The sequence below is a fragment of the Streptomyces sp. NPDC058683 genome, assembly GCF_042716195.1.
Taxonomy (GTDB): Bacteria; Actinomycetota; Actinomycetes; order Streptomycetales; family Streptomycetaceae; genus Streptomyces.
In genome coordinates this window covers 1-11,878 of record NZ_JBHXSK010000048.1, presented here as the reverse complement: position 1 = coordinate 11,878, position 11,878 = coordinate 1, and the positions used below count along the sequence as shown (strand labels likewise).

Annotated in this window: 13 protein-coding genes; 8 read left to right on the top strand and 5 right to left on the bottom strand. The window is 70.9% G+C overall.

The features are described from left to right. Nucleotides 1-78: 78 nt before the first annotated feature. From ACFWXC_RS39825 to ACFWXC_RS39815, 3 genes are all read left to right on the top strand, one after another. Entirely contained in the window at nt 79-393 is a 315-nt protein-coding gene (locus ACFWXC_RS39825; protein WP_384486810.1) for a hypothetical protein, read from the top strand. Nucleotides 394-563: 170 nt separating this feature from the next. Next, entirely contained in the window at nt 564-1,904 is a 1,341-nt protein-coding gene (locus ACFWXC_RS39820; protein ID WP_384486808.1) for a DUF2252 domain-containing protein, read from the top strand. Nucleotides 1,905-2,150: 246 nt separating this feature from the next. Beyond that, the gene (locus tag ACFWXC_RS39815) at nt 2,151-2,435 is read left to right on the top strand and encodes a hypothetical protein (protein WP_384486806.1); all 285 of its coding nucleotides are present in this window, start codon (nt 2,151-2,153) and stop codon (nt 2,433-2,435) included. 28 nt (nt 2,436-2,463) lie between these two features. Here ACFWXC_RS39815 and ACFWXC_RS39810 read toward each other — a convergent pair whose 3' ends face one another. From ACFWXC_RS39810 to glnA, 4 genes are all read right to left on the bottom strand, one after another. Further along, nucleotides 2,464-3,048 carry a hypothetical protein gene (locus tag ACFWXC_RS39810; RefSeq protein ID WP_384486944.1) on the bottom strand — a complete coding sequence of 195 codons (585 nt, stop codon included), beginning with the start codon at nt 3,046-3,048 and terminating at the stop codon, nt 2,464-2,466. A 2-nt stretch (nt 3,049-3,050) separates the two neighbouring features. Then, nucleotides 3,051-3,971 (bottom strand): zinc metalloprotease HtpX, encoded by a 921-nt coding sequence (gene htpX / locus ACFWXC_RS39805; protein WP_384486804.1) that lies wholly within the window; start codon nt 3,969-3,971, stop codon nt 3,051-3,053. Between the two features lie 137 nt (nt 3,972-4,108). Further along, complete coding sequence (locus ACFWXC_RS39800; protein ID WP_384486942.1) at nt 4,109-4,366, bottom strand: hypothetical protein; 258 nt, start codon at nt 4,364-4,366, stop codon at nt 4,109-4,111. Between the two features lie 103 nt (nt 4,367-4,469). After that, nucleotides 4,470-5,879 (bottom strand): type I glutamate--ammonia ligase, encoded by a 1,410-nt coding sequence (glnA, locus tag ACFWXC_RS39795; RefSeq protein WP_351732124.1) that lies wholly within the window; start codon nt 5,877-5,879, stop codon nt 4,470-4,472. Between the two features lie 211 nt (nt 5,880-6,090). Between glnA and ACFWXC_RS39790 the strand changes: the two genes are divergently transcribed. After that, a complete protein-coding gene (locus ACFWXC_RS39790) occupies nt 6,091-6,558 on the top strand; it encodes an RDD family protein (protein WP_384486802.1) in 468 nt (155 codons plus the stop codon). Between the two features lie 197 nt (nt 6,559-6,755). Here ACFWXC_RS39790 and ACFWXC_RS39785 read toward each other — a convergent pair whose 3' ends face one another. Continuing rightward, a complete protein-coding gene (locus ACFWXC_RS39785) occupies nt 6,756-8,399 on the bottom strand; it encodes an FAD-dependent oxidoreductase (RefSeq protein WP_384486801.1) in 1,644 nt (547 codons plus the stop codon). Between the two features lie 202 nt (nt 8,400-8,601). Between ACFWXC_RS39785 and ACFWXC_RS39780 the strand changes: the two genes are divergently transcribed. The 4 genes from ACFWXC_RS39780 to ACFWXC_RS39765 form a co-directional block, all read left to right on the top strand. Then, a complete protein-coding gene (locus ACFWXC_RS39780) occupies nt 8,602-9,666 on the top strand; it encodes a SchA/CurD-like domain-containing protein (protein WP_384486799.1) in 1,065 nt (354 codons plus the stop codon). Nucleotides 9,667-9,706: 40 nt separating this feature from the next. Next, nucleotides 9,707-10,123: a cupin domain-containing protein gene (locus ACFWXC_RS39775; protein ID WP_351732132.1), complete on the top strand. Its 417-nt coding sequence runs from the start codon at nt 9,707-9,709 to the stop codon at nt 10,121-10,123. After that, nucleotides 10,120-11,394, top strand: coding sequence for a beta-ketoacyl-[acyl-carrier-protein] synthase family protein (locus tag ACFWXC_RS39770; RefSeq protein WP_384486796.1), 1,275 nt, complete (start codon nt 10,120-10,122; stop codon nt 11,392-11,394). Before ACFWXC_RS39775 ends, ACFWXC_RS39770 begins: the two co-directional genes overlap by 4 nt. Then, a partial coding sequence (locus ACFWXC_RS39765) for a beta-ketoacyl synthase N-terminal-like domain-containing protein (protein ID WP_384486794.1) occupies nt 11,391-11,878 on the top strand: 488 nt, incomplete at its 3' end. The genes ACFWXC_RS39770 and ACFWXC_RS39765, both read left to right, overlap by 4 nt.

Sequence of the window (11,878 nt, the reverse complement as noted above, 5' to 3'; positions counted from 1 at the left end):
GGCCAGTACACTGGAAGCAGTGTTCGAGAGAGTCGCCGGGGTGTCCGGAGGCCCTCTGACCGCGACAGGAGGATGCCTGTGCCCGCTGCCGCACTGAAGCCGAAGCCGTTGCCGACCCAGTCCACCGCGAAGCGTGCCGTCCTGCTCGACTCGCCCTACGCGCCGGCGGAGAAACGCCCGCTGCCGGCCGGGCGGCCACGCGAGTGGTACGTCACGCACAACCGCCGCCTCAAGGCCATGCGCCTCGCCATCGCCCTGCTCGACTCCGGCGTCTACCTGCCCAACCAGGCGCGCGACGAGACGATCCGGAGCACGGCGCTGAGCATCGGCGTCCATCCGCCGTCGGACACCACGTGCCACATGGTGCGGGCGCTGATGCGCTACTCACGGTGAGCCGGTGGCGCCGGGTGCCGTGTGTCCGACGCGGCTCCCGGCGCCCTCGTCACCGGGGGCTCCCGCCCCCGGTCACCCGTTCGCTGGCCCCGGCATGCGGACCCCCTTGGTACGCCCTTCACTGCGATCAGCAGGTGTCGGAGGGAGCAGTCGACACAGGGGAGCGCCGTATGACCACACCGGCCGAGCGTGCCGCCCGCGGCAAGGCCGCGCGCAAGCGCGCTCCCCGCTCCGCGCACGCCTTCTGGCTGCCCTCCGTCGACCGGCCCGACCCCGTCGCCGTACTGGAGCGGCAGGGCCGTGACCGGGTGCCCGAACTGCTGCCCATCCGGTACGGGCGGATGGCCGCCTCGCCCTTCGCGTTCCTGCGGGGCGCGGCCGCCGTGATGGCCGCCGACCTCGCCGGCCGGCCGCACACCGGACTCACCGTGCAGCTGTGCGGCGACGCGCATCTGCTGAACTTCGGGCTCTACGCCTCCCCGGAGCGGACCCTGGTCTTCGACCTCAACAACTTCGACGAGACGTTCCCCGGGCCCTTCGAGTGGGACGTCGAACGGCTCGCCGTCTCGGTCGCCGTCGCCGCCCGCGAGAACGGGCACAGCGACGTGCGGGCGCGGGCGGCGACCCGGGCGGCGGTGGCCGCCTACCGGACCGCCATACGGCGGCTGGCCGGGCTCGGCGAACTCGCCGTCTGGCACGAGCGGGTCGACGCCGACGGGCTGCCGCACCTGGTCCGCTCCGCGCGCCGCCGGTGCCGGATCGAGGACAGCCTGACCCGGGCCCGGCGCCGTACCAGCCTGCACGCGCTCGGCACGCTCACCGAGGTGGTCGGCGGCCGGCGCCGCATCATCCAGGACCCGCCGCTCCTCGAACCCGCCGGCGCCCCCGACATGGCCTCGCTGCGCAAGATCTTCAGCGACTACCGCTCCACCCTCGCCGGGGAGCGCCGGCTCCTCCTCGACCGCTACCGCTTCGTCGACGCGGCCCGCAAGGTCGTCGGCGTCGGCAGTGTCGGCACCCGCTGCTTCATCGTGCTGCTGGCCGGCCGGGACGCCGACGACCCGCTGTTCCTCCAGATCAAGGAGGCCCGCAAGTCCGTGCTGGAGCAGCATCTGCCGAACGGGCCGTACGCCCACCCGGGCCACCGGGTCGTCGCCGGACAGCGACTGCTTCAGGCCGCCGGGGACATCTTCCTCGGCTGGATGACGGGCCCCCAGGGCCGTGCCTTCTACTGGCGCCAGCTGCGGGACATGAGGGGCTCCGCCGAGATCGCCGCCATGGACCCGAAGGGCCTGCGCGGCTACGCCGCCCTGTGCGGTACGACCCTGGCACGCGCCCACGCCCGCTCCGGTGACCGCATCGCCATCGCCGCCTACCTGGGCGGTACCGACACCTTCGACCACGCGATCACCGACTTCGCGCTCGCCTACGCCGACCAGACCGCCACCGACCACGCCGTCCTCGACGCGGCCGTCACGGCGGGCGTCCTGGCGGCGGCACCCGGGGTCTGAGCCGGCCCCGTCCACTGGTGCGGGGGCTCCCGTCATGCGGGCGGTCCCGAAAACGGGATGCACGCCGAGTGACCGGATCCCTACGCTGGAGATGCGTTCCGGAGCGGTCCACCACCGCTTTCCCCAGGGCCGACCGCGTCCCGGGGACTCGGGGCTACTCTGCTACGCACCGACGGACGGCCGCCCGTCCCCCGCGTGCCGTCGGATCCGTCGACCGCTCACACACCCACGCCACGGAGACCCGTCATGGGCACCATCGTCCTATCCGGAACTGTCGTTCTGGTCATCCTCGGATTCGGAAACCACAACTGGTGGCTCGCCGCCGTCGCCCTGCTCTTCCTGTACGTCCACTACGGGCGCGGCTCGTCGTCGGCATCCTCGTCGGGCAGTCCGTCCGGCGGGGGCGGGGGCATGCCGAACGACTACAAGACGTACCGCGACCGCCGTGACCGTCAGGCCAAGTGGGAGCGCCGCTACCGGCGCGAGCGCCCTCTGGAGGTCCGGCGTCAGCAGCGGAACAAGGGTCAGTAAGGACCCGTAGGCGGGTGTCCCCGGCCGGTCAGAGGCCGGGGGCGCCCCACACCGGGAACCAGCGGCTGAGGTCCTGCTCGATCCGCAGGTCGTTCGCGAGGGTCGCCTTCACCTGCAACTCCAGTGCGCTGTCCCGCCGTTCACCGGACCCGGGCAGTGGCGCGAAGGGGTAGAACGTCGCCCGCTTGTAGAGATAGACGAGCGCGAGCCTGCGCCCGCGCTCGTCCTCGAAGGAGGCCAGGGAACAGAGCAGTTGCGGGCCGAAGCCGTTGACCTCCATCGAACTGTTCACCGCGTGCAGGTCGTTGACCAGCTGCGGAAGCTGGTCCGGGGTGCGCCGCGAGACCAGCCAGGAGTAGCCGTAGTCGTCCTGGTGCAGTTCGACCGGGGAGTCGCCCCGGTCGGCGTCCGCGTCGAGCAGCGCCTGCACCTCGCGGTGGGTCTGCTCGAAGGCCGCGCCCTCCACGGTGGCGAAGCACACCGCTCCCAGGCCGGTCGGCCGGAACCCGGCCGCCGCCTCCAGGGTCACCGCCGCCGACGGCAGCGCGAACAACTGGTCCAGGTCGGGAGCGACGGGCTTGGTGCGGCCGAGCAGGATGTCCAGGAACCCCATGCTCACCCGGCCTTCCCGGGCGTCGCCGCCTCACCCAGCTCCGCCGAGATCCGCCCCAGCTGCTCCAGCCGTGCTTCCAGGGTCGGGTGGGTGGAGAAGAAGCGCTCGATGCCGGGCTCCTTGCCGGTCGCCGGGGTGAAGTAGAACGCGTTGAAGGCCTGGGCGGTCCGCAGGTCCTTGGTCGGGATCCGGGCGATGTCCCCGGAGACCTTGGTGAGCGCCGACGCCAGCGCGGAGGGGCGCCCGGTGAGCTGGGCGGCCGCCCGGTCGGCGGCCAGCTCCCGATACCGGCTCAGTGCCCTGATCAGCAGGAAACTGAGCGCGTACACGGCCGCGGAGACCCCGATCACGATGGCGAAGACGGCGGCCGTGTTCTGGTCCCGCCTGCCTCCGCCGAAGATCTGCGAGTAGAAGGCGAACCGCACGATCAGCCCCGCGATCACACCCAGGAACGACGCGATCGTGATCACGGCGACGTCCTTGTGCGCCACGTGCGACAGCTCGTGCGCGAGCACCCCCTCCAGCTCGGCGGGCTCCAGCCGCCGCAGCAGGCCCGTGGTCACGCAGACCACGGCGTGATCGGGGTTGCGCCCGGTGGCGAACGCGTTCGGCATGTCCATCTCGGACACGGCGACCACGGGTTTCGGCATGTCGGCGATGGCACACAGCCGGTCCACCACCGCATGCAGCTCGGGATACTCCTCCCGCTCTACGACCCGCCCGCGCATGGCGAACATCGCGATCCGGTCGGAGAACCAGAACTGTGCCACGAACATCGCGCCCACCAGTACGACGACCAGCAGCCACGACTTCAGCAACACGATCAACGCGGCAACGAAGCCCACGTACAACAACCCGAGCAGGAACAGCGTGACCGTCATTCGCACGGTCAGTCGCCGGTCGCTCCGGAAGCGGCTCTGCATCTGCCATCACCCCGCAGTCAGGCACTCGTCCCGCTGTCCAGTGTGCACCTGCCGGGGGCAATGAGGAGGCCCCGAACGTACCTAGTGGCGGCAAAAGGTCGCTGTGAACGCGCGGCGCCGTCGGGACGGCGACCGGGTCAGTACGGCGACCGGGTCTGTATGTACCCCAGCAGGACGATCACCGCCACCACGCACCCCAGTACCAGGACCGTGGACACCCACGACGACCGGCGTGGCTCCACCGGCCCCGGGTCCGCCCGGAACGGTACTGGGCCGGGCGGGTTCTCCTTCCAGCGCGCGGCCAGCATCCGGGCCCGCGCGGACGGCTCCTTGTGCTCCGCCCGGTCGGCCCAGCGCAGGTCGAACTCCTGCTCCTCGTCACCCTGTTGGGACATCATGGTTCCCCCGTCTCGAACATGAGTACACCCGCACGATACGACGACGCCCCCGTCCTGAGAAACCAGGAACGGGGGCGCCGAGAGCCGCGAACGGCGTCTGTCACACGTCGAAGTACAGCTCGAACTCGTGCGGGTGCGGACGCAGCTGCAGCGGGGCGATCTCGTTGGTGCGCTTGAAGTCGATCCACGTCTCGATCAGGTCCGGCGTGAAGACGTCGCCCGCGAGCAGGAACTCGTGGTCGGCCTCCAGGCGGTCGAGGACGGCCGGGAGGGAGGTCGGGACCTGCGGGACGCCCGCGTGCTCCTCGGGGGCCAGCTCGTAGAGGTCCTTGTCGATCGGCTCGGCCGGCTCGATCTTGTTCTTGATGCCGTCCAGGCCCGCGAGCAGCAGCGCCGAGAAGGCGAGGTACGGGTTGCCGGAGGAGTCGGGCGCGCGGAACTCGACGCGCTTGGCCTTCGGGTTCGAACCCGTGATCGGGATACGCATCGCGGCCGAGCGGTTGCGCTGCGAGTACACCAGGTTCACCGGGGCCTCGAAGCCGGGCACCAGGCGGTGGTACGAGTTCACCGTCGGGTTGGTGAAGGCGAGCAGCGACGGGGCGTGCTTGAGGATGCCGCCGATGTAGTAGCGGGCGGTGTCCGACAGGCCCGCGTAGCCGGCCTCGTCGTAGAACAGCGGGTCGCCGTTGGCCCACAGCGACTGGTGCACGTGCATGCCCGAGCCGTTGTCTCCGAAGATCGGCTTCGGCATGAAGGTCGCGGTCTTGCCGTTGCGCCAGGCCACGTTCTTCACGATGTACTTGAAGAGCTGCAGGTCGTCGGCGGCCGCGAGCAGCGTGTTGAACTTGTAGTTGATCTCCGCCTGGCCGGCGGTGCCCACCTCGTGGTGCTGGCGCTCGACCTTCAGGCCGTTCTTCTCCAGCTCCAGGGAGATCTCGGCGCGCAGGTCGGCGAAGTGGTCGACCGGCGGGACCGGGAAGTAGCCGCCCTTGTAGCGGACCTTGTACCCACGGTTGTCCTCCAGGGCGCCGGTGTTCCAGGCACCCGCCTCGGAGTCGATGTGGTAGAAGGACTCGTTCGCGGTGGTCGCGAAGCGGACGCTGTCGAACACGTAGAACTCGGCCTCGGGGCCGAAGTACGCGGTGTCGGCGATACCGGTCGACGCGAGGTACGCCTCCGCCTTCTTCGCCACGTTGCGCGGGTCACGGGAGTACTGCTCGCCCGTGATCGGGTCGTGGATGAAGAAGTTGATGTTGAGCGTCTTGTCGCGGCGGAAGGGGTCGACCCGGGCCGTCGACAGGTCCGCGCGCAGCGCCATGTCGGACTCGTGGATCGCCTGGAAACCACGGATCGAGGATCCGTCGAAGGCGAGCTCCTCGTCCGGGTCGAACGCATCGACGGGCACCGTGAAGTGCTGCATGACGCCCGGCAGGTCGCAGAACCGGACGTCGACGAACTTGACGTCCTCGTCAGCGATGAACTTCTTGGTCTCGTCGGCGTTCTGGAACATCCAGCTCCTCCTACTTCCGGGCGTTCCCGCGCCGGGGTGGTAGTTCGTTCGTGCGGCCAGTGCGGTGGCACACGCTGTCCTCGACCCTAGGGACGGGTGATTTCTCGGGCGTGACCCATTTGTTTCGCTGAAGTTAACCGGCCTTGTTCCACCGTAGCCCCGGGGCACCCCGCCGGACCCCGGGAGTTTGCCCGGGCAGTACCGTGTTCGGGTGGACAACAGGCAAGCAATCGGATCGTGGCTCTCGGGACCCCGCGCGGCCATGGAAGAGGCCGGTGCGGAGTTCGGGTACCGGGGCGAGCAGCTGGGTCTGCCGGAGGACGGGCCGGGCTCCATCGCCCGTCCGGGGCGGCGGCTCGGAGCGCTGGTCGTGGACTGGGCGCTGTGCGTCTTGATCGCATACGGCCTGATCACCGACGGCTACAGCCCGGCTACCGGCAACTGGGCCCTGCTCGTCTTCTTCGTCCTGGGGGTCCTGACCGTCGGTACGCTCGGCTTCACGCCGGGTAAGCGGCTGTTCCGGCTGCGGGTGGTCGGCGTGGGGACGGGGCGGGTGCAGCCGCTGCGCGCGCTGGCCCGCACGGCGCTGTTGTGCCTCGCGATCCCGGCGCTGGTGTGGGACCGCGACGGCAGGGGGCTGCACGACCGGCTGGCGAAGACCGTCGAGGTGCGGATCTGACTGCGGGCCGGTGAGGGCTGATCGCGCGGTTCCCCGCGCCCCTGACGGGGCGCCGTAGTCGCGTCAGCTACATAGCTGCGGCCAGTCGTGCCGCAGGGGCGATGGGGGTCCCCCGCTCGAGCGAAGCCGAGAGTGAGGGAGGGTGGGCGCGGCGGCACCCTGCAAGCGCCGGTAAGCGTCTCCACCCCACCCCCGGCTCACCGTCTCCGCAGCAGCCGGGCCAGTACGTCCCGCAGTTCTCCCTCCGGGTCCGGTACCGCCTCCTGCGAGCGCCAGGCCACGAATCCGTCCGGCCGCACCAGCACCGCGCCGTCCGCCGTCGTGCCGTGTGCCGCCGCCCAGTCCATGCCCTCCCCGTCGTGGACGAGGTCCGCTCCCGCCGCCCCGATCCGGTACGTGTCCAGGCGTAGCCGCTCCGTGTCCGCGATCCGGCGGGCGGCCGCGTGCCAGGCCCCGCCGGCCGCCGAGCCCGCGTCGCTGAGCAGCACCAGGGACCGCTCGTACAGGTCGAGCGTGGAGAGCCGTTCGTCCGCGCGGCGCAGCCACAGGTGGGGGGCCCGGCTGCCCGGCTGCCCGGTCAGGTTCATCCCATCGGGTACGACCGGCCGGCCGGGGTCCGCGCCGGCGACCGCGCCCTTCGGGTACCGGTAGCCGAGGACGATGTTGAGGATGCCGCCGCGCTTGCCGGCGCCGATGCCGGGCGCGGGCGCGAAGCCGGGGTGGCTGTGCTCCACCGAGCGGGCCGAGGCGCGGGCGCTGGTGGCCAGGGCGACCGGGCGGCGCTCGGCGTCGTAGGACTCCAGCAGCCCGGGGCCGGCCCAGCCGTCGAGGACGGCCGCCAGCTTCCACGCCAGGTTGTGCGCGTCCTGGATGCCGGTGTTGGAGCCGAACGCGCCGGTCGGGGACATCTCGTGCGCGGAGTCGCCGGCCAGGAAGACCCGCCCGGACCCGTACCGTTCGGCGACCCGTTCGGCGGCCCGCCAGGAGGCGCGGCCGGTGATCTCGACGTCGAGGTCGGGGACGCCGACCGCCCGGCGGATGTGCCGGGTGAGCCGTTCCTCGGTGAACTCGTCGAGGGTTTCGCCGCGTTCGGGGTGCCAGGGGGCGTGGAAGACCCAGTGCTCCTTGTTGTCGACGGGCAGCAGCGCGCCGTCCGCCTCGGGGTCGGTGAGGTAGCAGCAGATGAACCGCCGGTCCCCGACGGTGTGGGCGAGCAGCTTGGAGCGGAAGGTGATGCTGACGTTGGCGAACAGGTCGCCGGGGCCCGTCTGGCCGATGCCGAGCCGGCCCCGGACCGGGCTGCGCGGGCCGTCGGCGGCGACCAGGTAGTCCGCGCGGACGGTGTACATCCGGTCGGAGTCACGGTCGCGGACGTACGCCGTCACCCCTTCGGGGCCCTGCTCGAAGGACTCCATCTCGTGGAAGTAGCGCAGGTCGCCGGTGAGGGACTCGGCCGCCTGGCGGAGCACGGGTTCGAGGTCGTTCTGGCTGCACAGGCACCACCCCGTAGGGCTGAACTTCGCGATTCCGCCGCCCGGGTCGATCTCCTTGAACAGCCATTCGCCGGCGTCGCCGACCAGCGTCGGGGTCTGCAGGATGCCGTGGTTGTCGGCGAGGAGTGAGGCGGCGGACTTGATGGCGGGCTCGATGCCGGCCTTCCGGAACAGCTCCATCGTCCGCACGTTGTTGCCCCGGCCGCGTGGATGGATCGAGGTCCCGGAGTGCCGTTCGACGAGCATGTGGCGTACGCCGAGGCGCCCCAGGAAGAGGGACATGGACAGGCCCACGAGGGAGCCGCCCACGACGAGGACGGGGACCTGGTGATCGGTTCTCTGCTGCAACGGGGACTCCAGGGGCGGGTGGTGGTGCGTCAGGTGCGTTGGAACTTCCATGCCCCTTCCGGAGGGGTTCCGCGTGCTCAATCACCCACCTGGTTCACGCGAGTCGCGCGCTTCCGAGGACCGGCACAGGATCAAAAAGCGCTGACGCCGCGTCATCGGCGAAGGCGCAGGCCGCTGCCCCCGCGAAGGAGATGTGCGAAGCATGACGACGATCTCGGAAAAGGTTTCGGAAAAGCTGACCCGCCCGGTGTCGAAACGGGTCTCCCAGTCCGTCTTCGACGGCTCCCGGCTCCGGGTCGTCCTGCTGGTGGACGTCTACGACGGCGCGCAGCAGCAGTTCCTGGAGTCCTACGAGCAGCTGTGCAAGCAGGTCGCCCAGGTGCCCGGTCACGTCAGCGACCAGCTCTGCCAGTCGATCGAGAACGCCTCGCAATGGCTGATCACCAGCGAGTGGGAGAGCGCCCCGCCGTTCCTCGCCTGGGTGAACAGCGAGGAGCACGTGGAGATGGTCAAGCCGCTGCACAACTGCGTGCGCGACACCCGTTCGCTCCGCTTCCACGTCGTCCGCGAGACCGGCGGGCCGTCGGCGGACGCCGAGCGGATCCTGCAGGACGGGCCGCGGGTGGGCGACGGCGTGATCCGCCACGCGCTCACCTTCACGGTCCGGCCGGGCAGTGAGGCCAAGGTCGCGAAGATCCTCGCGGACTACGCCTCGCCCCAGGCCGAGGTCGACGACTCCACCCGGCTGTGCCGCACCTCTTTGTTCATGCACGGCAACCGGGTGGTGCGGGCCATCGAGGTGCGCGGCGACCTGATGGCCGCTCTGCGCCATGTCGCCCAGCAGCCCGAGGTGCGGGCCGTCGAGGAGGCCATCAACCCCTATCTGGAGCAGGACCGCGACCTCGAGGACCAGGACTCCGCACGGGTGTTCTTCACCCGCGCGGCGCTGCCTGCCGTGCACCACGTCAACAGCGCCGAGGAGGTGGCCGAGGGCGACCGCCACGCGCTGTACTACCCGGCCCGCCCGGGCTGCGGGATGCGGCTCGCCGAGCTGCTCGCGCAGCAGGACGAGGCCGCGGCCGAGGACCCGGCGAGCCCGGTGCTGCACAGCACGGTCTTCCAGCGCGACGACGTGGTCGTACGACTGGTCGAGCAGCGGCCCGGCACCCCCGTGGACGCCACCCCGGCCCATGCGCTGACCGCCCTGCTGGACGGCGACGCGGTGCGGATGCGGCTCCTCACCGACCGCCGCTCGCCCGACGCCTGACCCCACCACCGCCGGATCACCCTCAGGGAGGAACGTAGAGATGAAGCCCATTCCGAAGATCGTGGACCTCAGCGAGATCGAGCCCAACACGCGGCGCGGCGGCGATCTGCGCGCCATGCTCACCCCGGCCACGGTGGGTTCCACCAGCGGTTTCATGGGTGTGGCCATCGTGCAGCCGGGCGACCGCATCGCCGAGCACTACCACCCGTACTCCGAGGAGTTCGTGTACGTGGTCTGCGGTGAGATGGAGGTCGACCTGGACGGCGAGCCGCACCCGCTGCGGCCCGAGCAGGGGCTGATGATCCCCATCAACATGCGCCACCGCTTCCGCAACGTGGGCAATGTCGAGGCCCGGATGGTCTTCCACCTCGGTCCGCTGGCCCCGCGCCCGAGCCAGGGTCATGTCGACACGGAGGAGACGGAAGCCGCCGTCGCCGTGGGGCAGGTCCGGTCGTGACCCGGCGCGTGGCGGTTACGGGCATAGGCATCGTGGCTCCGGGGGGTGTGGGCGTACCGGCGTTCTGGGACTTGCTCGCCTCCGGCCGGACCGCGACGCGCGGCATCACCTTCTTCGACCCCTCCGGCCTCAGGTCGCGGATCGCCGCCGAGTGCGACTTCGACCCGGCGGCGCACGGCCTGGACGCCGAGGAGATCGAACGGGCGGATCGTTACATACAGTTCGCCCTGGTCGCCGGTGACGAGGCGGTCCGGGACTCCGGTCTCGACTTCGGCCGGGAGGACCCCTGGCGGATCGGGGTCTCCCTGGGCACGGCCGTCGGCGGCACCACCCGTCTGGAGCACGACTACGTCCTGGTGAGCGCCGGCGGCCAGCACTGGGACGTGGACCACCGGCAGGCGGGGCCCCAGCTGCACCGGGCATTCTCGCCGAGCACGCTCGCCTCCGCGGTGGCGGAACGTTTCGGCGCCCAGGGTCCGGTGCAGACCGTCTCCACCGGCTGCACCTCGGGCCTGGACGCCGTCGGCTACGCCTTCCACACCGTGCAGGAGGGCCGCGCCGACATCTGCATCGCCGGTGCCTCGGACTCCCCGATCTCCCCGATCACCATGGCCTGCTTCGACGCGATCAAGGCCACCTCCCCGAACAACGACGACCCCGAGCACGCCTCGCGTCCCTTCGACAACCGCCGTGACGGGTTCGTCATGGGCGAGGGCGGCGCGGTGCTCGTCCTGGAGGAGCTGGAGCACGCCAAGGCCCGCGGCGCGCACATCTACTGCCAGCTCGACGGCTACGCCACCTTCGGCAACGCCTACCACATGACCGGTCTCACCAGCGAGGGCCTGGAGATGGCCCGCGCCATCGAGACCGCCCTCGACCACGCCCGCCTCGACCCCACCGCCATCGACTACGTCAACGCGCACGGCTCCGGCACCCGGCAGAACGACCGCCACGAGACCGCGGCCGTGAAGAAGGCGCTCGGGCAGCACGCGTACAGCACGCCCATGAGCTCCATCAAGTCCATGGTGGGCCACTCGCTCGGCGCCATCGGCGCGATCGAGGTCGTCGCCTGCGTGCTCGCCCTGGCCCACCAGGTCGTCCCGCCCACCGCGAACTACGAGACCCCCGACCCCGAGTGCGACCTCGACTACGTGCCACGGGTCGCCCGCGAACGGCCCCTGGGCGGCGTCCTGTCCGTGGGCAGCGGGTTCGGCGGTTTCCAGTCCGCGGTGATCCTGACCCGGCCGAGAGGAAGGACAAGGACACGATGAGCGGATCCCGTCCTCGGCGGGCTGCGGTCACCGGTATCGGTGTCGTCGCGCCCAACGGAACCAGCACCGAGACCTTCTGGAAATCCGTCCAGGAGGGACGCAACGTCCTCGACAAGGTGACCCGCGACGGCTGCGAGCACCTGCCCATGAAGGTGGCGGGAGAAGTCCGTGACTTCGACCCGGAGGCCGCCGTCGAGGAACGTCTCATCGTCCAGACCGACCGCTTCACGCACTTCGCGATGGCCGCGGCCGACCTGGCACTCGAAGACGCCCGGCTCGGCCGCGGCGACACCGACGGTTCGCCCTTCGACATCGGTGTGGTCACCGCGGCCGGCTCCGGCGGCGGCGAGTTCGGCCAGCGCGAGCTCCAGCAGCTCTGGGGCAAGGGCAGCCGGTTCGTCGGCCCCTACCAGTCCATCGCCTGGTTCTACGCGGCCAGCACCGGCCAGATCTCCATCCGGCGCGGGTTCAAGGGACCCTGCTC

Excerpts from the sequence above, each read along its gene's own strand:
- ACFWXC_RS39775 (WP_351732132.1), top strand. The coding sequence starts at position 9,707 with ATGAAGCCCATTCCGAAGATCGTGGACCTCAGCGAGATCGAGCCCAAC.
- ACFWXC_RS39820 (WP_384486808.1), top strand. The coding sequence starts at position 564 with ATGACCACACCGGCCGAGCGTGCCGCCCGCGGCAAGGCCGCGCGCAAG.
- glnA (WP_351732124.1), bottom strand. The coding sequence starts at position 5,879 with ATGTTCCAGAACGCCGACGAGACCAAGAAGTTCATCGCTGACGAGGAC.
- ACFWXC_RS39810 (WP_384486944.1), bottom strand. The coding sequence starts at position 3,048 with ATGGGGTTCCTGGACATCCTGCTCGGCCGCACCAAGCCCGTCGCTCCC.
- ACFWXC_RS39800 (WP_384486942.1), bottom strand. The coding sequence starts at position 4,366 with ATGTCCCAACAGGGTGACGAGGAGCAGGAGTTCGACCTGCGCTGGGCC.
- htpX (WP_384486804.1), bottom strand. The coding sequence starts at position 3,971 with ATGCAGAGCCGCTTCCGGAGCGACCGGCGACTGACCGTGCGAATGACG.
- ACFWXC_RS39815 (WP_384486806.1), top strand. The coding sequence starts at position 2,151 with ATGGGCACCATCGTCCTATCCGGAACTGTCGTTCTGGTCATCCTCGGA.
- ACFWXC_RS39780 (WP_384486799.1), top strand. The coding sequence starts at position 8,602 with ATGACGACGATCTCGGAAAAGGTTTCGGAAAAGCTGACCCGCCCGGTG.